This is a genomic window from Psychrobacter cibarius (genome assembly GCA_030686115.1).
Classification (GTDB): Bacteria; Pseudomonadota; Gammaproteobacteria; order Pseudomonadales; family Moraxellaceae; genus Psychrobacter; species Psychrobacter cibarius_C.
Genome location: CP131612.1, coordinates 940,512 through 964,266, shown reverse-complemented (window position 1 = coordinate 964,266; position 23,755 = coordinate 940,512). Strand labels below are relative to the sequence as shown.

The window sequence follows — 23,755 nt, the reverse complement described above, 5'->3', positions numbered from 1 at the left end:
CCTAACTTCTCTGCTCTTCTGCATGTTCCTTTGAGACTTTTTCACCTTCTTTTTTACCTTCTACTATTTTATTATCAGTCTCTTTTATATCTTCCGCTTCTGCAGTAGGGGCATTTTGCGCTTGATTGCTCTCCTCTTCTGGTTCGTATTGTAAAGTCGTCATAACAGGAAAGTGATCCGAACCTATCGACGGCATACGCCGAATATCTACCACCGTAAAGCAAGCACTATGGAAAATATGATCCAGCGCCCAACGTAAAAATGGATAGCTGACATGAAACGTATTGATAAAATGTCGACCAATACGCGGATCCAACAATCCTGAGATACGTTGAAAGCGTCGCGTGGTCTTTGACCATGCTACATCATTGAGGTCGCCTGCCAATATCGCCGTTTGCTTGTTTTCTTTGATGTGCTTGCCAACCATCAATAGCTCAGCATCGCGGGTAGTAGACTTATCCGCTTCCGTCGGACTCGGCGGCATGGGATGCAAGCAATACAACCAAATCACGCGACCACTTTGCAGGCGCAGTTGGGCATGAATAGAAGGTATGTCATCAATCATCAAGTACTTAACTTCAGGATCAATCAACTCAAGCTTAGAATAAAGATGCATCCCATACAGATTGTCTAGTGGCACTTTTACGGTGTAAGGATAATCAGCCTCGATTTGATGCAGCGCTTTTTCCCATTTTTCATCACTCTCTAGCGTAATTAAAATATCAGGCTGTCTTTGCTTCACCAAATCCACCAATTTTTGGGTGTCATCATTGGGCGTTAATACATTTGATACCATTATTTTTAGTTGATGCGCCTGCCCTTCTGGCTTGTCTTTTGCCTTTTGAACTTCTTTTTTCCATAGCTTGGTATAAGGCAATACCATCCTAAGCTGAAAGGCTAACGTAATGCTTAAGACGGTAAATAACAGCCACTGTCCCAGCTGCCACTCTGACCAAAAAATCAGCATACCAATCCAAGCGATGACACCCAACACCATGATCTGAATACGCGGAAATTCAACACCGCGCACCCACCAATTATCCAGTGGTATCCAGCCCCAAATCGTCACAAATGCGATGAACCCTGCTAGCCACTGTATGCTGTAATATAATAGTGAGAGATCCATAGTATGTATTAGCCGTCTATTAAATGATGAATATCGCCATGGTTTTAACTGAACTGACGTTAGCTGTTTACTTTAGCATTTCAGAAGGTTATCGCCTACTAATGAGCATGGATTATTCGTTAACCGCTATAAAACATTACACTTTTAATTCGCCCACCATAACGAGTACTACGGACAAACTTTATTTTTAGGGCTATCTACTTGTGGCGAGTGAAACATCGCCACTATCGCCATTAGATTGATAACTTAAAGTTATACTGAACATCATTAATAGTGTATGAAAAACCCCTAAAAATGGCCAAAACGCCTTGCTTTTTATGGCTATTCACGGCATTGTTATCGGCTGGCAATGCAACAATTTATGGTAAAAAGGATTGAGTTTCATGAGTAATTTAACAGTAGGCTTGGTAGGCTGGCGCGGCATGGTCGGTTCAGTATTAATACAACGTATGACTGAGGAAAAAGACTTTGACGGTATTACACCCGTGTTTTTCTCAACCAGCAACGCAGGTGGTGATGCCCCAAGCCTTGATGGTATTCATACCGGCCAATTAAAAGATGCTCATGATATTGACGCGCTAGCAGCTTGTGATGTCATCATTACCTGCCAAGGCGGCGACTATACCTCGCAAGTCCATCAACCACTACGTGATAGTGGCTGGAATGGCTACTGGATTGATGCGGCAAGCACCTTGCGAATGGAAGATGACAGCATCATCATTCTCGATCCAGTCAATCGCGCCGTTATTGACAGCGCCCTAGCCAATGGCAAAAAAGACTTTATCGGTGGTAACTGTACCGTGTCATTGATGCTCATGGCGATTGGTGAGCTGTTTAATAAAGGCTGGGTAGAATGGGTCAGCGCCATGACTTATCAGGCTGCTAGTGGTTCTGGTGCTAACAACATGCGCGAATTAATCGCTGGCATGGGCGTGCTACACGATGCGGTCAAAGACGAATTGGCTGATCCTGCCAGCGCCATCCTTGAGATTGATAAAAAAATCGCTCAGACTCAGCGCTCAGATGATTTTCCTAAGCAATACTTTGGTGTGCCACTAGCAGGTAGCTTGATCCCCTATATCGATGTTCAGTTAGAAAACAAGCAATCCAAGGAAGAATGGAAAGGCGGCGTCGAAACCAATAAAATCCTTGGTAACGCAGAAGCTGATAAGATTGCTATCGATGGCATGTGTGTCCGCGTTGGCGCGATGCGCTGTCATGCGCAAGGCCTTACCATCAAGCTCAAAAAAGACATTCCGCTAGAAGAAATCGAAGCAGCACTTAAAAACAGCGGCAATGAGTGGTTGGACTTGGTCGAAGACGACAAAGAAGCGACTATGAACCGTTTAACGCCAGTAGCCGTGACTGGTACATTGACAGTTGCACTAGGTCGCTTGCGTAAGCTCAATATGGGCCCTGAGTATCTAGGCGCATTTACCGTTGGTGATCAACTATTATGGGGCGCAGCCGAGCCGCTACGTCGTATGCTGAATATCATCCGTGAGCAAAAAGACTAAGTTTATTTTCTTAAAAAGTCAGTACAAAAAAGACAGCATTTGCTGTCTTTTTTATGGGCATATCATTTCCAAAAATTTGAATAGCACGGCAAACAGATGCAAACACTACTTATAATAAGCTCAGCAAATGTGACACCGCTCATCTTATGCTTTGAGGCTAGTATTACTTTGGCTTGTAAGCAATCATCACTTCATTACGGCGCAAAAAAGGCAGCGTCCAAGGCGGATTATAACGTGCCAGTTCAGGCTCGCCCGTTATAGTCAAATTTTGGGTTTGCATCCAAGATTGTAGCTCTTCCGTTTTAGTCGCTACTTTTTTACTGCCTGCCAACCCTGAAAACTTAATCACACCGTACGTCTGTGCTGGCACCTCGGTAATCGTGATGTTTAGATTATTAGGCTTTGGCAGTGTTTGCATCGTGTATTGACTGGGCATAGTAAATTGTACACGCCACTTACCATTGTCTTGCTGCATGCTTACTGGTGCTGTCATCGCAATTTTCTGTGATTCGCTATCACTCTTTTTGTTATTAGGCTGCATTGTAACGGGCGCAGTCATGCTAATTTTACTACTGCCGCCAGTTGGCGCTGTATTATTGCCAAATATATAGTCGGCTAACACTTTAAACCCTTCGCGACTCGCTGAGTCTTGGTCACCACTTACCAACGTTTGTGCCACTAGCTGCTTATCGTAACGACGCAGCTCAAAGTCATCCATTTGCGACAACACTGTATAATTCGGCTCTTCGGTCGCCATAGCTGCTCCTGAGGTTAATAATGAACCACTTAATAATAAGTAGGTTGCCTTTTTCATAGGATATCTCCAGCAGTTAAAACATCGCTTAGCAATGGTTACTGTCTCGCCATTATGATTTCTACTTTACCAATTACTCATAAGCACTGTCTGTGTCTTTTAGTTATGACAAAATACTATTAACCAAAAGACATATTTGTCAGATATATCAATACCTCATAAACATCCATGTCCAAAAAAACTGCTAACAATGCTATAATTAGCACTATTTTCATAGCTTACATAGCGGTTATCATATGCAATTTGTCTTACATAAAACGGCCAGCGGTGACACGCGTGCACGCCGTGGTACGGTTCATCTCAATCATGGCGACGTACAAACGCCAGCGTTTATGCCTGTTGGCACTTATGGTACAGTCAAGGGCATGCTGCCACGTGATATTGAAGCCATTGGTGCTGATATTATTTTGGGCAATACTTTTCATTTATGGTTACGTCCAGGTACTGAGGTTATTGATAAGTTTGGCGGTTTGCATAAGTTCATGCATTGGGACAAACCTATCTTGACCGATTCAGGTGGCTTCCAAGTATTCAGTCTGGGTGCCATGCGTAAAATCACCGAAGAAGGGGTCGACTTTAAATCTCCTATCGATGGTGCGAAAGTTTTTCTGTCTCCAGAAAAATCGATGCAGATTCAGTACAGCTTGAACTCAGACATCGTCATGCAATTTGATGAGTGTACCCCCTATCCTGCAACTCATGACGAAGCAAAAAAATCGTTAGAGTTATCATTACGTTGGGGACAGCGCTGTGTTGATGAGCACAACAGACTGGGCAGCACCAACGCATTATTTGGAATTATTCAAGGCAGTATGTATCCTGATTTGCGTCAGCAATCACTTGAAGGCCTGCTCGATATCGGCTTTGATGGTTATGCCATTGGTGGTCTGTCGGTTGGTGAACCAAAAGATGAAATGATAGATGTCCTAGACTACCTCCCTGATGATATGCCAGCAGATAAGCCACGCTATCTGATGGGCGTTGGTAAGCCTGAGGATTTAGTTGAAGGTGTACGCCGCGGTGTCGATATGTTCGACTGTGTGATGCCGACGCGTAACGCGCGTAACGGTCACTACTTCGTCACAGGCGATGCAGACAATGCTGGTGTGGTACGTATCCGTAACAGCCAATATCGCAATGACGAAGGTCCATTAGATCCTGAGTGCGACTGCTATACTTGCCAAAATTTTAGCCGTGCTTATCTCTACCATCTTAATAAGTGTAAAGAGATGCTGGGCGCTCAATTAGCGACTATCCATAACTTGCGCTATTATCAGCGTTTGATGCAAGGTATTCGTGATGCCATTGAACAAGACAAATTTGATGAGTTTGTCAGCGAATTTTATAACAAACGTGGACAAACAGTACCTGAGTTAAATCTACGCTAATCATATTTTTGCAATTGTCATACCTATAAAAAGGGCTTAAGAATTATCTTAAGCCCTTTTTAGTGTATCGCTTGTATTATTTCTAGTTAATCAGTACTAGCCCATTAACGAGGTTACAAATACCACGATCACGGCAATTGGTGCTACAAACTTAGCAACGATTTGCCATAATTGCCATGCACCATTAGACAGACCAAGCTCTTGCTGAATACTGCGTTGATCCATTTGCCAACCAACGAAAATAATTGCAGCAAGACCAGTTAGCGGGAGAAGGAATTTACTGGTAATTTTATCCAATGCATCAAAGATGCCATTACCCATGATAGTAAAGTCAGACCATAGGTTAAATGATAGTAGTGCTGCAACGCCTAATAGCCAAATCACCGTACTGGCAACGATGGTTGATACCGTACGACTCATCGGTGTACGTTCTTCTAAAAACTCAACGGTTGGCTCAAGCAATGAGATTGATGAGGTAATAGCAGCAAAAGTAATAAGTAAGAAGAACAATGTACCAATGATCGTTCCTGCGCCCATGCTACCAAAAGCGATCGGTAAGCTGACAAAGATAAGACCAGGACCTGAAGCAGGGTCTAGACCATTGCTAAAGATGATTGGGAAGATTGCTAGACCAGCAGCCAAAGCAATAACCGTATCTAAAATCACAACAGTACGGGCAGTTTTTAGTAAGTTCACTTCACGACCCAAATATGAGCCATAAGCAATCATAATACCCATACCAATAGATAGAGTGAAGAAGGCATGACCCAATGCTGCAAGCATCACATCGCCAGTCAACTTGCTAAGATCTGGTGTAAATAGATAAGCCACTGCTTCGCCAAAACCACCATTAATCATGTTATAACCAACGATGACGAACAAAATCACGCCGAGTAGTGGCATTAAAACTTTAGCCGTAGTTTCGATACCTTTGGTCACACCAATACCGACAATCAAAGCAGTAATAGCCATAAACACGGTATGCCAAATCGTCAACGTCCCTGCTGAAGCCAACATAGCATCAAAGGTCGCAGCAATAGAATCACTGTCTTGACCAATAAAACTGCCTGTACCTGCTTTAGTAATATAGTTGAGTGCCCAACCACCAATCACACTATAAAACGATAGAATTAAGAAACCACCTAAAATACCTGACGCGCCAATGACGCCCCAACTGCGCGACTTACCTTCACTTGCTGCAACATCCGCAAAAGTGTTGACTGGGTTCTTTTGCCCACGGCGACCAATCAGCCATTCAGCGACTAGAATCGGAAAACCTACCAGCGCGATACAGAATAAATAAGCGATAACGAAAGCTGAACCACCGCTTTCACCGACCATATAAGGAAACTTCCATATGTTTCCCAAACCAACTGCTGAACCAACCGCTGCCAATACGAAGCCAAAACTTGAGCTCCACTGTGCATGTTCTTGTTTATTAATAGCCATTTTTTCCGTCCTCGTGCTTCAATTAACATCACTGATAATCTTCCTTGATTATCATAAATAGCCATGCAAAATATCAGGCTATTCAATAAACACCTCAATGTGAGGCGTCCAGCAACATTAAGAAAGAATTGTTTACAATATCGTAAAGGCTCAGTTTCTGCTAAGCCACCAAAAAAGTCAAGCGCTCATAAACATAAAAAGCCATAACAATTGGTTATGGCTTCTGGTAATTTTATCTATAACTGACAAGAGTTTGGCTAATTGAAAAAGGCATACTATATATGATTTTCAGCAAAAGCCAATCGCCGTTCTAGCGCACCACACCACGACGGCTTTTTTGTAGTGAATCAATGAGCAACTGGATTTTCGGCTCTTTTGGTAGCAGCTCATTATTCAAAACTTCAAGCGCTTGCACGGTCGTCAGACCAGATCTAAAAATCATACGATAAGCTTGACGCAATACCTCAATTGTCTCTTTTGACCATCCTTTACGACGCATGCCTTCCACATTGAGACCATGAGTCGTTGCTGGATTGCCAGATACCATGGTAAAGGCTGCTACATCTTTTAGAATCAGACTTGCGCCTCCAATCAAGCTATAGTCATCCACCGTACAAAACTGATGAATACCTGAATTACCGCCAATGATCGTGTGATTACCAATAGTCACATGCCCTGCAACGCCAACATTGTTGGCCAATACATTATGATCGCCAATCACACAATCATGAGCCACATGAGTGTTCACCATCAGTAGATTATGGCTGCCTATTTTAGTGAGCTCACTATCTTGTGCGGTGCCGCGGTGTAAACTACAGGCTTCTCGAATGGTATTATGATCGCCAATCTCAAGCCAAGTACGCTCACCAGCATACTTTAAATCCTGAGGATCTTCGCCAATGCTCGCAAATTGATAAAACTCATTGTGTTGACCAATACGAGTCAATTTGGTAACAACTACATGGCGATGCAGAACCGTGTGAGCGCCAATAGTGACCTCATCACCGACGATACAATACGGACCAATGATAGCAGTCTCATCAATTTGGGCGGACGGTGAGATGAGTGCTGTTGGATGGATCTGACTCATAATGTGGGCCTTTGTATGATCTGATGCGAGTAAATGGTAAAACAAATACAGCCAATTTAGTTTTATGAGAAAACCTAAGCATGGCTCTGCTGTTAAATGCGAGTGTCAATTATAATGCTTATGACCCGCTTTGACCTAATTCTTTAGACGCTTTGTTTAAAGAATTAGGTCAGCTACGAGGCACAATGGCTATTAGTAAACGTTATTGTTCTTGGCGAGCAATCATTATTTGCGCACTGGCAGCTAACTCATCGTCAACATGTACAGTACAGTCAAATTTATAAATACCGCGCTTCTGCATCACTGTTTTAGCACGAATAGTCAGCTGATCACCAGGAATCACTCGACGCTTAAAACGGACTTTATCAACACCTGCAAATAGATATAAATAACCATCTTCTGCGGTTAGACCAGCACTGATAAATCCGAGCACGCCTGAGACCTGAGCCATGCACTCAACCATGAGTACCCCTGGCATAATCGGCTCATCAGGAAAATGACCATTGAAAAACTCTTCATTGATAGTCACATTCTTAATACCCGTAATGCACTCACCAGGTGTGCAATCAATAATCTTATCTACTAAAAGAAAAGGATAACGGTGTGGCAAATAATGCTTTAACGTATGATAAGTTAATGGCAGCGTAAGACCTTGCTCAGCTAAGCTTTTCATTTCTTTATCATTCAAAATATCGATATCGGTGCTGCTCATAATGGTGCTTCCTTGCTAGGTTTCAAATCGCTATGATTTTACTGTGTTTGTATATATGCATTGATATTTGCGCTAATCACGCCCAAGCTGACGGAAGCGTACAGCTGCCCGTCGCCAGTTAGCTGTCGGCATAGCAGCCGTTCCAGAGGAGTATGAACCAGCGGTCTTAATAGATTTGGTTACCATGGTCATCCCAGATAAAGTGACATCATCTGTAATCTCGATATGACCTGTGATACCGACCGCACCGCCAATAATACAGCGCTTGCCGATACTAGTGCTGCCCGCGATACCCGTTTGAGCCGCGATGGCTGTGCCATCACCGATACGCACGTTATGAGCAACTTGTACCAAATTATCAATAATAACGTGATTGCCAATGACCGTATCGTCAATGGCACCTCGATCAATGCAAGTTTGACTACCAATTCGCACATGGTTGCCAATTACGACCCGTCCTAACTGAGCAATACGCTCCCAGCCACTGGTACTAGGATCTTTGGTGGGTGCAAAACCAAAACCTTCTGCACCCACACTGACACCCGCGTGTAACCTCACATGATTACCAATAATACAATCATGCCCAATCACCACTTGTGATTTAATAACACCGTCAGTACCAATAGTCGTATTTTCTTCGATCACCACATGCGCCGCAAGTGAGCTACGCGCACCAATTTGCACATAATCGGCAATCACACAAAAAGGTCCGATATTCACCTGCTCACCAATGACCGCACTATCAGCAATCACAGCGCTAGGATGAATACCACCAGACAGTGACTCACGAGCAAACAACTGGCTAGCACCAGCATAAGCTAAGTATGGGCTTGCGACGACTAACGCTATCGCTGTGGTGGGCACTTGGTCGCGATATTCTGCAGTAACCAATACAGCCCCTGCCTCGCTAATAGCCAGACTAGAAATATAATGAGGATCGGCCAAAAAGCTTAACTGATTATGACCAGCCGTGGTCAAACTACCAATACTGCTGAATTTTTGACGTAACTGTTCAGCGCTGATTTCAGCCTTATTGGTGATGGGCTGACGCTGCTCAATCCGAGTGATAAGTTGCTCAATCGTTATCATAGTGACTATTAATATAAATATTATTATGAATAAGACAATCGCCAAGCTGAACAATCACCTTGGCGATCTACTAATATCTAACAGATGCTGCGTTCATGTAAGTAACTGCTATGGTTAACGACATGAACGCAAACAATCATGCTACGTTAGAACGTATTACCAATCTGGAACTGAACTTTTTCAGTTTCATCGCCTTCTTTATCACCAATAGGTACAGCATAACTTAATGAAATTGGACCAATTGGCGTATACCAGGTTATACCTGCACCCGCACTAAAGCGCATACTATTGTCTTGCGTCAACAGTGGTACGCCCGTATCAGTACCGTCATTAGGATTGATAAAAGTACGATCTTCCTTATCAGTCGTATCAAATACTTGACCGCCTTCAGCAAACAATACCGGACGCACCTGATCTGCCCAATCGCCCTTAAACGGCATTGGCAAAATTAGCTCACTACCGAAGCTGACTAACGCATTACCACCGATATCTTCGTCTTTATAACGCACATCATCATTTATGGCATCATAATACGTTTGTGATTTTGGCCCAAGTGTTGAGGCCTCATAACCACGTACAGAGCCATAGCCCCCAGCATAAAAGTTTTCATAAAATGGCAAATCATTACCATAGCCAAGCTTAGTATAACCGCGTGCTACCCAGTCTTTGTAGAAGGGATAATAGATGTTGCCGCTATAAACAAGTTTTTGATAGTTGGTATCACCCAAGCCAATGGTGGCATCGACCGTATGGCTCATACCTTTGGTCGGGAACACTGGACGATCTAAGGTGCTATAGTCCCAGCCGAATAGTAGGTTATAAGTATTGTAATCATTTTTAAAGCCTGTGCGTCCAGAATCCTCATTGTCATCATTGACAAAGTTCTCAAACGTACCGCCATCATCAATAATTTGCTGAACGTTTGATACACCTAAGAAGCGACCACCACGTACTGAAGTGTTATCAACGTTCAAACCAGCACTAACGCGTTTGGTTTCATCAACAGGATAACTGTAGTTCAGCGTAGCACCATAAGAATCGGTGACATAGTTACTGACGTTTCTATCATCGTATTTCGTTTCACGATAATAGGCACTAAGACCTTGTGAGACGCCGTTTTCGGTAAAGTACGGATCGGTATAACCCAAGCTATAAGAATCACGGGTTTCTGAGCGCGATAGTGCCGCTTTCACACGGTTACCTGTACCCATAAAATTGTTTTGTGTTAGATCTAACTGGAAAGTCACACCGCCGCTTTGTGAGTAACCCGCGGCAATCGTTGAGCTACCAGAAGGCTGCTCTTCAACCGTATAATTGATATCTACTTGGTCTGGTTGATTCGGTACGGGCTTGACATCAACGTTGACAGCCTTAAAGAAGCCTGTACGCATCAGACGTGTCCGTGACAACTGGATTTTGTCACTAGTTGCCAATGCGCCTTCTAATTGACGCATTTCTCGGCGCAGTACTTCGTCTTGAGTTTTGATGTTACCAGTAAAATTAATACGACGAACGTAAATGGGACGTGCAGGGTCGATGAAATAATCGATATCCACTACTTTGGTCTCGTCATTGATACGTGGTACTGGTCTCACCTGCGCCAAATAATAGCCTTCATTACCGTAACGACTCTTAAGTGCCGCAGTGGTTTCATCGAGCTTGGCTTGCGAGTATTTTTCATTGGGTGCAAAAGTCACCAACTCTGTTAGTTCATTGTTCTCAAAAGTCGGCTTACCTAAGAAATTCACTTCGCCAAACTGATATTGCTCGCCTTCGCTTAGACTCACTTCGATAAACACGCTGCTCTTATCTTCACTGATGTTGAGCACCGCATTATCTACTGCAAAACGCACATAACCATCGTTTTGGTAAAGCGCTTTTAGATTCTCTAAACTGGCAGCCAGCTTTTCTTTGGCATAACGATCAGACTTTGACAGCAGACGTGTCCACGAAGACTCTTTTACCGCAAAAACGTCTTTGATTTCTTCATCACTAAAGTGTTTATTGCCAATGATATTAATATCGACCACTTTGGCAGGTTTGCCTTCGACAAAACGCACATCGAGCTTGACGCGATTGCCATCAAGTAACGTTTGATCAACCTCGATATTGCTGTTGTAATAGCCTTGGCTGATATATTGCTGCTGCAACTCATTGGCGACGCCTTGTAGCGTGGCTTGTTTCAGCACATTACCGGCAGACAGACCAGCATTGTCTAGACCTTGCTCTAGCCCTTCTTTTGGAATGAGCTTATTGCCCTCAAAATTGACTTCAGCAATTGTTGGGCGCTCAACGACATCAAACCGTAGCTGTCCACCTTCGATACGGCTTTGAATATCAGCAAAATTTTCGGTCGCATAAAGCGCCTTAATACTGGCTGCTAAACTACTGTCATTTACCGTATCCCCTACCGAAATAGGTAGAACCGGATAGAGGCTATCGGGGGTTAAACGTTGCAAACCATTGAAACCGATGTCAGTGACTACAAATTCTGCAGCCTGTACTGGCATACTCATCATCGCTACAACTAACGGCAACCCTGCCGCGCTCATAAATAAAGGCGTACGCATAAACACTATCCGTCAATAAAAAACTTGCTTAAGTTAAGTTAAAAAGCCCATATTGTCTAGCGCATTTCGCATGAAATTTAAGCGCATACGCAGCAGACTCAGAACACTTTATATAAAATGCATCACAAAATAAACTAAAAATTACGATTAGTACAGAGGCCATGATACAAAGCATGCTACCTATCATGGTCATAATCATCCCATAATAGGCGTAAAACCATTAGTATCTCGTGCCTTATCGATCATATTAGCGATTCGCTGGTCAAAACAGCCGACTGATATCATTACCAATTGCTAACACCATGAAACCTGCCAGCAAGAGTAAGCCGATATTTAGTCCAATCATTTGCACCCCTTCTGAGAGTGGCTTACCACGAATCAATTCAATAAGATAATACACAATATGACCGCCATCCAATACAGGAATGGGCAAAAGATTGAGTACAGCAAGGCTCAAACTAATCAAAGCCGCCGTCGATAACACCATCTGCCAACTGATATCAAAACTCTGTTTGGCCACTTTGGCGATGGTAATCGGACCTGACAAATTATCCAAACCAATCATGCCTGATAGCATCTTACCCATTGAGCTGACGGTCATCACTGCGAGCTGTTCAGTTTTCTCAAATGATTTCACCAATGACTCACCAGGGCCATAGACTACGGTGGACTTGTAAGCGTCAGGAATAACAATTTCGGACTGTGCCACCATAGCACCAATTTGCCCATAATCGTTACCCAAATTGTCTTTTTTGCCTTGCGGCATAATCTGAAGCTGTACGGGTTTACCATCACGCAATACTGTGAAATTAAGCAAAATTTCAGGACTGTCGCGGATGATACGAGTGGCACTGAGCCAATCTTTAATTGGTTGATCATTGATAGCAATAATACGATCGCCTACTTTTAGACCTTGGCGACTGGCGGCACCATCAGGGGTCAAATCACCTACTATCGGTGCAATATCTGGTTGCCATGGCAGCATGCCAAAGCTGGTCAACGCATCTTTACCTTGCGCGCTGCCTTGCATAAACTGAGTTACGGGCGCTTGATAAGTTTTGATTGCATTATCAGCTTGTGTCTCTGATTGCAGAGTAATACTGACATTATCTGTCTCGCCCATCCGTCCAGCAAGCCGATAGTTGATGCCTTCCCACGTTTGTACCTCATGCCCATCAATCGCAACGATTTTGTCGCCAACTGGCAACTGTGCCATAGCAGCAGGCGTCTCGGGTAATACCTGCCCAATCTTCGTCGCTAACTGCTCTGATGGTGTCATAAACAACACCCAAAACAGCGCAATAGCAATGATAAAGTTCATGATAGGACCAGCGGCAACAATCGCAATCTTTTTTAGCGGATGCTGACGATTAAACGCCAAATGTTGCTCAGCTTTTGCTACCTCACCTTCGCGCTCATCGAGCATTTTGACATAACCACCAAGTGGCAAAGCGGAAATACGATAATCAATACCGCTTTTTTTGCTCGTCCAGCCAAAGAGTTTGGGACCAAACCCGATAGAATAGGTCAAGACTTTAACGCCGCAAAGACGAGCGACGATATAGTGTCCCCACTCATGTAAGGCAACAAGCGGACCTAAGACAAATATTGCCGCAAGGAGCGTTAATAAAAACGTCATGATCTTTTCTCAGTATGGTTTCTCAGCATTCTTTCTTAGCATCTTTTATTGACATCGTTTTTTAACGACGCAGTTGTTGATACAGTTACATCAACTTTGCCACAAGTTTGTCCGTCAGGTGACGCGCTATTTTATCAATTGCGAGTATATCTTCTATGTCAGCCGTTTCGTTTAACGGTGGCAGCTGTATGTCATTTAATGCTTGCTCATTGATATCAGCAATGTCAGTCAGGCGAATTTTCCCAGCCAAAAACGCCGCCACGGCAATTTCGTTGGCCGCATTTAAAACAATCGTCGCTTGCGTGCCCGCTTGCATGGCTTGGCGTGCCAAACGCAAACAGGCAAATTTTTGCAAGTCAGGCTCAATAAACTCTAAGCCGCTGAGCGCAAATAAGTCTAACGGCTGCGAGCCACTATCGATACGATCAGGGTAACTGAGCGCATGGGCAATGGGCGTTTTCATATCGGGACTGCCGAGCTGCGCCAAAAAGCTACCATCGCTATATTCTACCATTGAGTGAATGATACTTTGTGGATGAATCACCACATTTATCTTATTTTCAGGCAAATCAAACAAATGACAAGCTTCAATCAGCTCAAGCCCTTTATTCATCATCGTTGCTGAATCGACAGATATCTTTTGACCCATTGACCAATTTGGATGTTTGACCGCTTCAGCGACGTTCGCGTGCTGCATCTGCGCAAACGATTTTTGCAAAAACGGCCCACCAGAGGCCGTTAACCATAGCTTACGCACGCCGTGGTTTGGCTGATGAATTTGGGTATTGTCCTGCTGAATAGCCAGTGGTAAACACTGAAAAATAGCATTGTGCTCAGAGTCAAGCGGCAGCAAAGTAGCGTTATGCGTTTTGACGGCAGTAATCATCACTTGCCCTGCCATCACCAGCGCTTCTTTATTCGCTAGTAAAATACGCTTACCTGCACGAGCAGCGGCTAAAGTAGAAGGCAGACCAGCTGCGCCTACGATCGCAGCGACAACGGTATCCGTCTGCGAATCAGTGGCAATATCGACCAGCCCTGCTTCGCCGCCTACCACATCGATGTCAAGACCTGCCGCACGGAGTCGCTGGGAAAAATCATCGACTGCGGCGGTCGGTACGCTAACGCGCTTTGGCAAAAACTGCTGGCAAAGTGCAAACAGTTTGTCTAAACGGTGATAGCCTGACAGAGCATAGACCGTGTAAAGCTGTGGTTGCGCCGCTAATATTGCTAACGTGCTATCGCCAATCGAACCTGTCGCGCCTAGTACGGCGATGCGTTGCGTCATAACCATCGGTGCCTATAAATAATACTCTAAAAAATTAAATAAGAAATCGATAAAACATCTGATAAATAAGAGATGGACGATATCCAGTGTATTGACTAGTCACTCATCTTAACTACTATAATTAGGGCGTATCATCGTCTATGAATTATTTTTTCAGTCCTAAACCACTATCAAACCTAACTGCTGTATCGCCCAAAAACCAAGCGCAAATATCGGTGTGGCAGAGAGCAGTGAGTCGATACGGTCAAGCACGCCGCCATGCCCCGGTAAAATCGTTCCTGAATCTTTGACATCAGCGCGGCGCTTAAGCATCGACTCAAATAAATCGCCAAGTACCGAGGCTAAAATGGTCAAGGCTGATAATGCTACAAATGCGACTAACGGCACACCAGTCAATTGCAACTTAAATACACTGATGGCAATGACCACGAGCAGACCAGTGACCAAGCCACCAGCCAGCCCTTCCATACTTTTATTGGGTGAGACGTTCGGTGCCATCTTGCGGCGACCAAGTTTACGCCCCACAAAATAAGCGCCACTATCTGCACACCAGACTAAGAGGAATACATAGAGTAACCACCATGCTGACAGTTGCCATAAATAAAACATCGCCGTAATCGATGCGGTCAATATCACCGCACCCATCAATGCCAGTTTCTTGCCATACCAATTGGTATGAGTCGGGAACACTCGCACCCAAGACAGCGCCATTAGCCATATAGCCAGTGAAGCCACCCACCAAAATAACCATGTCACTTTAAACATGAGTGATACTAGGGTCAACACCAAAACCAATAGCACAAACAGCGCAGGATGACGCCACTTGGGCATCAGCTTAGTCCATTCGTGAGCGGCGATAATAACGCCAATCGCTAACAGCGGTGCAAATAAAATAGGGGTTTGGCTCGCAAACATTGCAATACCAACGATAATAACGAGAACAACTGCCGTCTTAATTCGTTGCCACATACTTATTGAGCCTTATAATAATGAAAAACGCATGGTCAAAACGTGCATTATAGCAGCTAATCTACAATAGCCCACTAATAGCAGTTGACGCTTATTGACGCGGTTTATTATTTCACAAACAAGCAATATTAACTACTTATACGATAGCGGCTTTGTAAGAGCTTTTTCCTTTACAAAATAACAGGCAAATGCTTAACACCATTAACGACTTGCTTGCTCTATCACTATCTGCTCACTGGTTTTGCCAAAACGGCGCTGCCGCTGAGCGAACTCTGTTACCATTGCTGCCAACTCATCGGCTGCGAAGTTCGGCCATAATGTCTGGGTAAAGAATAGCTCAGCATAGGCTGACTGCCACAATAAAAAGTTAGAAATTCGGTATTCACCGCCTGTGCGTATCAGCATATCTACTGCTGGTGCATCTGCTAATTGCACATAGTTACCGAGCAATTCTTTGTTAATATCATCAGCACGTAACTGACCAGCTTCTACTTGCTGCGCCAGCTGTTTTACCGCATGGGCAATATCCCATTGCCCACCATAACTGATAGCGATGACTAGAGTCATGGCTTTAAAGTCTGCTGTTTTCGCTTCAGCGTCCGCCATTAATGCTTGCAAATCATCACTCAGCTGACTGCGGTCACCAATAAAACGCAGACGAATACGATACTCATTCATGCGTGGTATTTGCTCATGAATGGTCGAGGCTAACAGTTGCATGAGTAGTGCCACCTCACTGGGCGGGCGTTGCCAATTCTCACTAGAAAATGCAAATACCGTTAATACTTCGATACCCGTATTAACGCAATACTCGACGATAGGATCGAGTGCATCTTTGCCAGCCACATGCCCTTGGCCTTTGCCCAAATCATTGGCTTTACCATAACGATTATTGCCATCCATGATGACAGCGATATGGCGTGGAAGAAGATCAGGAGCCAAAACGGCTGAAGTGGACATAGGCGAAAGTGCTTATTGTTAAGGTAAAATAATAATAACGGCTGCGATAACGATTAGAAAGCGTCATAACCACAATTCACAAACTTATCATAAACCCGTCTATAAGCGTGATTTAGTTTGCAAGATAGCGCTTATAAAATACAGTTTACAAATCTGAGAAAGCCTATTGCCGTATCCGATTGATATAACATTGACGCTATTATCGGTACCGTCTACACAATAATAAGCAGCCAATAGTACTGACAGATTGGCTGCTTATTATAAGGATATGATGTAACGGATTTTTGTCTTACATGATCGAAAAATCAGTGCTTTACACGTCCATCAAGTCAGTTTCTTTTTTGCTCAAACGTTTATCGATGGTTTCGATATACTTGTCAGTGATTTTTTGAATATCATCACTGGCACGGCGCTCGTCGTCTTCTGAGATCTCTTTCTCTTTGGCCAATTCTTTGATGTCATTCATCATGTCACGGCGAATATTACGGATAGAAACACGGCTACTTTCTGCTTCTCCACGCGCAAGCTTTTGCATGTCGCGGCGTGTCTCTTCTGTCAATGCTGGCATTGGTACACGAATCACATCGGCGGTCACTGGGTTGAGACCCAAATCTGCTTCGCGAATGGCCTTGTCGATTGCTTGTACCATGGTACGGTCAAACGGCTGAACCATGAGCGTACGTGAGTCTTCAACGTTGACACTCGCCACTTGATTCAAAGGTGTAGGCGACCCGTAGTAGCTAACCATCACGCCTGACAACATACCCGGATGTGCGCGCCCTGTACGGACTTTGCTAAAAGTGCTCTCAAGCGCTTCCAGTGTTTTTTGCATACGCGCTTCGCCGTCTTGCTTAATCTCTTTGATCATTAGATATCCTTATTTATCGCTATTGATAAATCATTCATTTGTTAGTAAATATACGGTTGTTCACTACTAATTATTAGCGACTGGTAGTTATTAACGACCAATCTAAGTTTAATGACTGGTATTCTCGTATTAATATTTAGAGCGTTCAGAGTGTTTAGAGTATTCAGGCAAATCAGTGATAAACGCGTGTGCCTTCATTTTCGCCCATAATGACGTTTAATAACGCATTAGGCTTGGTCATATCAAACACTTGTAGCGGCACGTTGTGCTCACGGCATAATGCAATGGCAGTTAAATCCATTACGCCAAGTTTTTGCTCTAATACTTCATCAAAAGTTAAACCATCATATTTAACTGCATCGTCATGTAAGCTTGGGTCTTTGTCATAAACGCCATCTACTTTTGTGGCTTTTAGAATTAAGCCCGCTTCAATTTCAATACCACGTAAGCAAGCAGCAGTATCAGTGGTAAAGAAAGGGTTGCCCGTACCAGCAACAAAGATACATACTTCGCCATTTTTGAGATAGCGAATGGCATTGCGACTGCTATAGCTTTCGGTCACTTCACCAATTGGCAAGGCTGACATCAGGCGAGTTTTAATATTGCGGCGCTCAAGCGCATCACGCATCGCCAGACCGTTCATAACGGTTGCTAACATACCCATTTGATCACCAGTCACACGGCCGACTAAGCCTTCTTGTTGCAACTGCGCGCCGCGATATAAGTTACCGCCGCCGACCACGATACCGACTTGAACACCAAGACCACGCAAATGGGCGATAGACAAGCTCATCTTATCGAGCACTTCGCTATCAATTCCCATCTCTTTGCCACCAGCTAAGGCTTCACCAGAGAGTTTCAGCAAGATACGAGAGTAACGCGGGTTTTTGTCAGACATGAGGTCACCTTGTTAGCATTAAATTATAATTAAAATAAGCGGTAAAACACAAATAGAGTTTGCCTTCGAATTTACACGTTTGTCATCACCGAGGTACTATATAGGAAGCACCGCAACTGATGACAAACGTGTAAAAAGGCTAAATTGCGCTAATTGTAGCAAAAACTGCCCGCGATTGGGCAATTTTCACTCGTATATTGTAGTGACTAATCAGCTACAGTGACTGCTTAGCCTTTGTAACTGGCAAACAAATCATACTCGCTAGCGTCGTCAATCGTAACCGTTAGGAATTGTCCGACTTTAACTTGAGCAGTAATCTCATCAACGTAGACGTGACCGTCAATCTCTGGTGCATCGGCATAGCTACGACAAATCGCAACACCCTCTTCACTATCAATTTCGTCGACCAATACCATCAAGGTTTTACCGACTTTCTCTTGTAGCTTTTGCGCTGAGATGTCTTGTTGCAGCGTCATCAAACGCTCATAGCGTTCTTGCTTAATCTCTTCTGGCACATGATTTGGCAGGTCATTAGCCACTGCGCCTTCGACTTCTGAATAGGTAAATGCGCCAACACGATCAAGGCGAGCTTCTACTAACCAATCAAGCAAGCATTGGAAATCTTCTTCTGTCTCGCCAGGGAAGCCCACAACGAAGGTTGAGCGAATGACGATATCAGGGCAAATCTCACGCCATGCATGGATACGCGCCAAGGTGTTTTCGCTATGCGCTGGGCGTTTCATCGCTTTTAGGATGCGATGGCTAGCATGTTGGAACGGAATATCGAGATAAGGCAGTAGCTTTTTCTCGCCCATTAGCTCAACCACTTTATCGACATGCGGATACGGATAGACGTAATGCAGGCGCACCCAAATGCCTAAGTCATTTAAGGCTTGGCACAAGTCATAAAACTTCGACTTCAGCGGCATACCATTCCAAAAGCTGGTCTTATATTTCAAATCCAGTCCATAAGCAGAGGTATCTTGCGAAATAATAAGCAATTCTTTCACGCCAGCATTTTTCAGCGCCAACGCTTCATTCATCACACTGTCAATCGGACGTGAAACCAAGTCTCCACGTAAGCTTGGAATGATGCAGAAAGTACAACGATGGTTGCAACCTTCTGATATTTTTAGATAAGCATAATGGCTTGGCGTCAATTTGATACCCGCCTCATTAATCAAATCTATCTTTGGATCATAACTAGCGTCCTGACTGCGGTCAGGCTTGGGCACATGCAGCGAAACGGCTCTAATGACTTCATCATACGCATGAGCGCCAGTTACAGCCAGCACGGCTGGGTGCATTTCACGGATTTTATCTGCTTCTTTACCCAAGCAACCTGTGACGATGACTTTACCGTTTTTGCTAATCGCTTCGCCGATGGCATCAAGCGACTCTTGTACTGCTGACTCAATAAAACCGCAAGTATTCACGACCACTAAATCAGCACCTTCATAATCGCTCGCCACTTGATAACCATCACGGCTAAGCTCAGTGATAATGCGCTCACTATCAACCAAGGCTTTTGGGCAACCTAGTGACACAAACCCAATCTTTGGCGCTGCGTTCACTGGCGCATTTTCAGTCGATAAAGCACCTGAAATCACATCGCTGCTTTGCTCAATGCTACGGTTTTGATTGTGATTGGCTTTATGATGGTAAGGTTGGTTAGTGTTTGCTTGACTAACATCTGCCTGATTGTCTTGTGCTATATTTGGTTTGGCAGGATTAAAAACGGTGGCAGTGTCTTTTAACATAGAATCTGTTGGCGTAGAAGTTGACGGTGAGGTAGTAACAGTCGTATTAACCGACTCGGTAGAAGTGTTGGGCATGGCTGACCTTGCTAGAGATAAATTGGCTGTGCGCATTGTACGTTTTTTTTGCAAAAATCGCCAGTTTTGCCGCTCTATAGTGTTGATTTATGGTTAAATATTATATCGCGTCTTCTTTCATTCTAGGCAATAGCCATGACAACCCATTTGACAACTGTAAAACTGACACCTGACTTAGCATTTATGTCACAGCATTTGTTCACCGCTATTTTATGGATCAATGATGATTTATCGATCACTTGGCTAAATGCCCAAGCCGAACAACTACTCGCTATTAGTAGTGGGCGCTTACTGGGTCAGTCTATATTGACACTGCTTGCATCCGAAACATCCAAAGCATTGAAATCAGCCGATAGCAATCATGACATTGACAACCATGTAACTGTCGATAAAAGTAGTGGTGAAGATACTCATGAACAAACTTGCTCTTTAAAAGAACGATTTCAGCAAGCAAAGCAGTATCAACAACCCTTTATCGATCATGATCACCTTATCAGCACACCGCTAAATGGTAATTTATCATTCTCGGTTGATTATAGCGTGACCCCTGTCATTTATGAGCAGCAACCTTATTTTATTATTGAGATGTGGGGCAAGGATCGCCAAAGTCGCATATCAGAGGAACAACGCCAGCAGCAACAATATAATGTTGCCCGTCATATGCTGCGCTCGGTCGCTCATGAAATCAAAAATCCGCTTGCTGGTATTCGCGGGGCGGCGCAATTATTACAGCGGCAATTCATCAAATTCAGTGACGCCTCGCCTCTTAATAGTGCTCCTCCTGCTATTCTTGGCACAAATCCTATGATAAACCCGAATAGCCATCTGCAAAAAACGGCTGAAAAACTGCGAAATTATACTGATATCATCATCTCAGAAACGGACCGTCTAACCCATCTTATTGGGAAATTCCTTGGCTCCAATCAATTACCAAATTGGCAAACGCTAAATATCCATGAGCCACTGGAGCATGTTTTATCTTTGGTCGTCAATCAATATCCGCAAGTGACGCTACAGCGCGATTATGATTTGTCATTGCCTGAGTTATGCGCTGATAAAGATCAGCTAATACAGGTGTTTTTAAATTTGATTAATAATGCCTGTGAATCGATGACTGAGTTTGAGCAAACGCTGCAGCAAAGAGAGTTGTCCGAGCCTAAGCTGCGACAACCTGTCACTTCACAAATGAGCAATCACGACAGCACCAGTTATAAGCCAACGCTACACATTCAAACTCGCATTGCCTTTCAACATACCATTGCTGGGCAACAGCACAAGCAAGTGCTACAAATCAATATTGCCGATAACGGTTCAGGCATTGATCCGGCATTGATCGGACAGATATTTTTCCCAATGGTGACCAGCCGTGCCGCAGGGACCGGGCTAGGATTGTCTATCGTGCAAGATATCATTAGTCATCACCATGGTATGATTGACGTGAGCTCCCAACAATCAAAAAACCTTAACGACAGTGTCAAAAATGACTACAACCACCAACACACCAGTTTTACGCTGTACTTGCCTTTCAATCAGCCAGCGCACCATGCTTAAAACAGCCAGTGCCCAAGGCTTAGAAACCATGACCTAACTTATGAAACAATCACCCTGAATCACTTGCTTATTAGGCCTGATAAATGACTGCATATAATGACAACGCCACATCTAACAGCGACAATCAAGGCTCTGCCCAAACATCAGACAATCAAGAATCTAGTAACCGAGAGTCTGATAACCAAGCTACAAAAGTAACGGTCAATAATGCACCTAATACTAACCCTGCAACGTTATGGCTCATCGATGACGATGCAGCCCTGCGTTTGGTGTTGGCAGATACTTTTGAAGATGCAGGCTTAAACGTTATTAGCTTTACCCAAGCGCAAGCGGCGTGGACACGCCTCAACGATATTTTGCAACAGCAGGAATCAGCCGCTCAGTTGCCCGATGTGATATTGACTGATATTCGTATGCCCATGATGGACGGGTTGTCTTTTAGTGATTGGGTACATGAGCATTTCCCTAAGCTGCCCATTGTCATTATGACGGCGCATTCTGACCTCACCTCTGCTATTAATAGCTATCAAACAGGTGCTTTTGAATATCTGCCAAAACCTTTTGACTTAGATGATGCAGTCGTCACGATTTATAAAGCCATTAATTATCAGCCTAATATGCTGGCAGCGGCGGCAGCAAAATCTACAGCTACACCTACTCCGAAGACAATTACCAAAAATCCATCAAATACTTTACCCAATATGCAGGTAAAACCCAATACCAGATCCAAGCTTGCTAGCAAGGCTACTCTGATCAGCCAAACCAATAAAACATCTAGCCCTAAAATCAAAGTTAAACCTGTTATCAACGCTAATGACAATCCAAGTGGCATCATTGGGCAATCACAAGCGATGCAGACGGTGTTTCGTGCCATTGGCAGACTGGCACACTCACCCATTACTGTCCTAATTACTGGTGAATCAGGCACGGGTAAAGAATTGGTCGCCAGTGCGTTGCACCAGCATTCACCGCGTCACCAGCAGCCTTTTATTGCCCTCAATATGGCCGCCATTCCACATGATTTGATTGAATCTGAATTATTTGGTCACGAAAAAGGAGCGTTTACTGGTGCGACGACGACGCGACAAGGTCGTTTTGAGCAAGCGGATGGTGGAACATTGTTTCTAGATGAAATTGGCGATATGCCTTATAGCACCCAAACTCGACTACTACGAGTACTGGCCAATGGTGAGTTTTTTCGCGTCGGTGGACAGCAGCCGGTCAAAGTGAATGTACGCATCATTGCCGCTACTCATCAAAACTTAGAAGAACTGGTCAAACAAGGCAAATTCCGTGAAGATCTATTTTATCGCCTTAACGTTATTCGCTTGCCCCTGCCACCATTACGGACACGACCTGAAGACATTCCAGCATTAGCCCATTACTTTATGCAGCGGGCTGCTGAACAGATGAACAGTGCAGAGAAACAGTTACATCCGACAGCACTACATATCATGCAGGCTTTTGAATGGCGCGGCAATGTCCGCCAACTTGAGAATGTTTGCCTTTGGTTGACAGTGATGGCCACAGGCGACACCGTGATGGTGGATGATTTGCCACCAGAGCTGCTTGAAAATATCTCGTCTGATTTAGAAGAGTATCAAGAGCAAAGTCAGCCTACACAAGCTATGACTCACAATGAGCAAATACGCCCTCATTCCCACAGTTCAAGTTGGCAACAAGCATTGGCTGCTTGGGCTGAGCAATCTCTACAAACAGGAGAAACCGATATTTTACAGACGGCAACCCCTGAGTTTGAACGCGTTTTATTGACGGCAGCGCTCAACCATAGTGGTGGCAAAAAGATCGCTGCTGCCAATCTACTCGGTTGGGGGCGCAATACCCTGACACGTAAATTACAGCAATTAGATATTTCTTCAGCAGAAGGACAAAATAATCATTATTAAAGGCGCAAATTCATAAAATTAAATACCATTTATATCAATAACTTATAAAAATAAGTGAAAATAAATGATAGATATTTAAAAATAA

Annotated in this window: 18 protein-coding genes; 4 read left to right on the top strand and 14 right to left on the bottom strand. The window is 44.0% G+C overall.

Translation table 11 applies throughout. The annotated features are described in order from the left end of the window. Position 1: 1 nt before the first annotated feature. Positions 2-1,126, bottom strand: coding sequence for an endonuclease/exonuclease/phosphatase family protein (locus tag Q6344_04110; GenBank protein WLG14527.1), 1,125 nt, complete (start codon positions 1,124-1,126; stop codon positions 2-4). A 383-nt stretch (positions 1,127-1,509) separates the two neighbouring features. Between Q6344_04110 and asd the strand changes: the two genes are divergently transcribed. After that, positions 1,510-2,643 carry an aspartate-semialdehyde dehydrogenase gene (asd, locus tag Q6344_04105; GenBank protein WLG14526.1) on the top strand — a complete coding sequence of 378 codons (1,134 nt, stop codon included), beginning with the start codon at positions 1,510-1,512 and terminating at the stop codon, positions 2,641-2,643. 163 nt (positions 2,644-2,806) lie between these two features. Here asd and Q6344_04100 read toward each other — a convergent pair whose 3' ends face one another. Beyond that, on the bottom strand, positions 2,807-3,457 hold the full coding sequence (locus Q6344_04100; protein WLG14525.1) for a heme-binding protein: 651 nt from the start codon (positions 3,455-3,457) through the stop codon (positions 2,807-2,809). A 236-nt stretch (positions 3,458-3,693) separates the two neighbouring features. Here Q6344_04100 and tgt point away from each other — a divergent pair, with 236 nt between their 5' ends. Then, positions 3,694-4,845, top strand: coding sequence for a tRNA guanosine(34) transglycosylase Tgt (tgt, locus tag Q6344_04095; GenBank protein WLG14524.1), 1,152 nt, complete (start codon positions 3,694-3,696; stop codon positions 4,843-4,845). Positions 4,846-4,941: 96 nt separating this feature from the next. On the opposite strand, the gene Q6344_04090 is transcribed toward tgt, so the two are convergent. The 12 genes from Q6344_04090 to rimO all read right to left on the bottom strand — a co-directional run bounded on the left by Q6344_04090 (position 4,942) and on the right by rimO (position 20,212). Beyond that, positions 4,942-6,294: a sodium-dependent transporter gene (locus tag Q6344_04090; GenBank protein WLG14523.1), complete on the bottom strand. Its 1,353-nt coding sequence runs from the start codon at positions 6,292-6,294 to the stop codon at positions 4,942-4,944. Between the two features lie 310 nt (positions 6,295-6,604). Then, complete coding sequence (gene lpxA, locus Q6344_04085) at positions 6,605-7,384, bottom strand: acyl-ACP--UDP-N-acetylglucosamine O-acyltransferase (GenBank protein WLG14522.1); 780 nt, start codon at positions 7,382-7,384, stop codon at positions 6,605-6,607. 202 nt (positions 7,385-7,586) lie between these two features. Beyond that, positions 7,587-8,057, bottom strand: a complete 471-nt coding sequence (fabZ, locus tag Q6344_04080) for a 3-hydroxyacyl-ACP dehydratase FabZ (protein WLG15142.1) — start codon at positions 8,055-8,057, stop codon at positions 7,587-7,589. 111 nt (positions 8,058-8,168) lie between these two features. After that, positions 8,169-9,185 (bottom strand): UDP-3-O-(3-hydroxymyristoyl)glucosamine N-acyltransferase, encoded by a 1,017-nt coding sequence (lpxD, locus tag Q6344_04075; protein ID WLG14521.1) that lies wholly within the window; start codon positions 9,183-9,185, stop codon positions 8,169-8,171. 146 nt (positions 9,186-9,331) lie between these two features. Beyond that, complete coding sequence (gene bamA / locus Q6344_04070; protein WLG14520.1) at positions 9,332-11,755, bottom strand: outer membrane protein assembly factor BamA; 2,424 nt, start codon at positions 11,753-11,755, stop codon at positions 9,332-9,334. Positions 11,756-12,017: 262 nt separating this feature from the next. Beyond that, positions 12,018-13,394 carry an RIP metalloprotease RseP gene (gene rseP, locus Q6344_04065; GenBank protein ID WLG14519.1) on the bottom strand — a complete coding sequence of 459 codons (1,377 nt, stop codon included), beginning with the start codon at positions 13,392-13,394 and terminating at the stop codon, positions 12,018-12,020. Between the two features lie 85 nt (positions 13,395-13,479). Next, positions 13,480-14,688 carry a 1-deoxy-D-xylulose-5-phosphate reductoisomerase gene (ispC, locus tag Q6344_04060; GenBank protein ID WLG14518.1) on the bottom strand — a complete coding sequence of 403 codons (1,209 nt, stop codon included), beginning with the start codon at positions 14,686-14,688 and terminating at the stop codon, positions 13,480-13,482. 153 nt (positions 14,689-14,841) lie between these two features. Next, complete coding sequence (locus Q6344_04055; GenBank protein ID WLG14517.1) at positions 14,842-15,651, bottom strand: phosphatidate cytidylyltransferase; 810 nt, start codon at positions 15,649-15,651, stop codon at positions 14,842-14,844. Between the two features lie 201 nt (positions 15,652-15,852). Further along, positions 15,853-16,611 carry a polyprenyl diphosphate synthase gene (uppS, locus tag Q6344_04050; GenBank protein WLG14516.1) on the bottom strand — a complete coding sequence of 253 codons (759 nt, stop codon included), beginning with the start codon at positions 16,609-16,611 and terminating at the stop codon, positions 15,853-15,855. Positions 16,612-16,924: 313 nt separating this feature from the next. Continuing rightward, complete coding sequence (frr, locus tag Q6344_04045; GenBank protein WLG14515.1) at positions 16,925-17,479, bottom strand: ribosome recycling factor; 555 nt, start codon at positions 17,477-17,479, stop codon at positions 16,925-16,927. Between the two features lie 172 nt (positions 17,480-17,651). Beyond that, entirely contained in the window at positions 17,652-18,377 is a 726-nt protein-coding gene (pyrH, locus tag Q6344_04040; GenBank protein WLG14514.1) for a UMP kinase, read from the bottom strand. Positions 18,378-18,604: 227 nt separating this feature from the next. Then, complete coding sequence (rimO, locus tag Q6344_04035) at positions 18,605-20,212, bottom strand: 30S ribosomal protein S12 methylthiotransferase RimO (protein ID WLG14513.1); 1,608 nt, start codon at positions 20,210-20,212, stop codon at positions 18,605-18,607. A gap of 135 nt (positions 20,213-20,347) precedes the next feature. Here rimO and Q6344_04030 point away from each other — a divergent pair, with 135 nt between their 5' ends. After that, the gene (locus Q6344_04030) at positions 20,348-21,763 is read left to right on the top strand and encodes a histidine kinase dimerization/phospho-acceptor domain-containing protein (GenBank protein ID WLG14512.1); all 1,416 of its coding nucleotides are present in this window, start codon (positions 20,348-20,350) and stop codon (positions 21,761-21,763) included. A gap of 83 nt (positions 21,764-21,846) precedes the next feature. After that, positions 21,847-23,670, top strand: a complete 1,824-nt coding sequence (locus Q6344_04025) for a sigma 54-interacting transcriptional regulator (GenBank protein ID WLG14511.1) — start codon at positions 21,847-21,849, stop codon at positions 23,668-23,670. The last annotated feature ends 85 nt before the right edge of the window (positions 23,671-23,755 follow it).

Excerpts from the sequence above, each read along its gene's own strand:
- Q6344_04110 (WLG14527.1), bottom strand. The coding sequence starts at position 1,126 with ATGGATCTCTCACTATTATATTACAGCATACAGTGGCTAGCAGGGTTC.
- asd (WLG14526.1), top strand. The coding sequence starts at position 1,510 with ATGAGTAATTTAACAGTAGGCTTGGTAGGCTGGCGCGGCATGGTCGGT.
- Q6344_04100 (WLG14525.1), bottom strand. The coding sequence starts at position 3,457 with ATGAAAAAGGCAACCTACTTATTATTAAGTGGTTCATTATTAACCTCA.
- tgt (WLG14524.1), top strand. The coding sequence starts at position 3,694 with ATGCAATTTGTCTTACATAAAACGGCCAGCGGTGACACGCGTGCACGC.
- Q6344_04090 (WLG14523.1), bottom strand. The coding sequence starts at position 6,294 with ATGGCTATTAATAAACAAGAACATGCACAGTGGAGCTCAAGTTTTGGC.
- lpxA (WLG14522.1), bottom strand. The coding sequence starts at position 7,384 with ATGAGTCAGATCCATCCAACAGCACTCATCTCACCGTCCGCCCAAATT.
- fabZ (WLG15142.1), bottom strand. The coding sequence starts at position 8,057 with ATGAAAAGCTTAGCTGAGCAAGGTCTTACGCTGCCATTAACTTATCAT.
- lpxD (WLG14521.1), bottom strand. The coding sequence starts at position 9,185 with ATGATAACGATTGAGCAACTTATCACTCGGATTGAGCAGCGTCAGCCC.
- bamA (WLG14520.1), bottom strand. The coding sequence starts at position 11,755 with ATGCGTACGCCTTTATTTATGAGCGCGGCAGGGTTGCCGTTAGTTGTA.
- rseP (WLG14519.1), bottom strand. The coding sequence starts at position 13,394 with ATGACGTTTTTATTAACGCTCCTTGCGGCAATATTTGTCTTAGGTCCG.
- ispC (WLG14518.1), bottom strand. The coding sequence starts at position 14,688 with ATGGTTATGACGCAACGCATCGCCGTACTAGGCGCGACAGGTTCGATT.
- Q6344_04055 (WLG14517.1), bottom strand. The coding sequence starts at position 15,651 with ATGTGGCAACGAATTAAGACGGCAGTTGTTCTCGTTATTATCGTTGGT.
- uppS (WLG14516.1), bottom strand. The coding sequence starts at position 16,611 with ATGTCCACTTCAGCCGTTTTGGCTCCTGATCTTCTTCCACGCCATATC.
- frr (WLG14515.1), bottom strand. The coding sequence starts at position 17,479 with ATGATCAAAGAGATTAAGCAAGACGGCGAAGCGCGTATGCAAAAAACA.
- pyrH (WLG14514.1), bottom strand. The coding sequence starts at position 18,377 with ATGTCTGACAAAAACCCGCGTTACTCTCGTATCTTGCTGAAACTCTCT.
- rimO (WLG14513.1), bottom strand. The coding sequence starts at position 20,212 with ATGCCCAACACTTCTACCGAGTCGGTTAATACGACTGTTACTACCTCA.
- Q6344_04030 (WLG14512.1), top strand. The coding sequence starts at position 20,348 with ATGACAACCCATTTGACAACTGTAAAACTGACACCTGACTTAGCATTT.
- Q6344_04025 (WLG14511.1), top strand. The coding sequence starts at position 21,847 with ATGACTGCATATAATGACAACGCCACATCTAACAGCGACAATCAAGGC.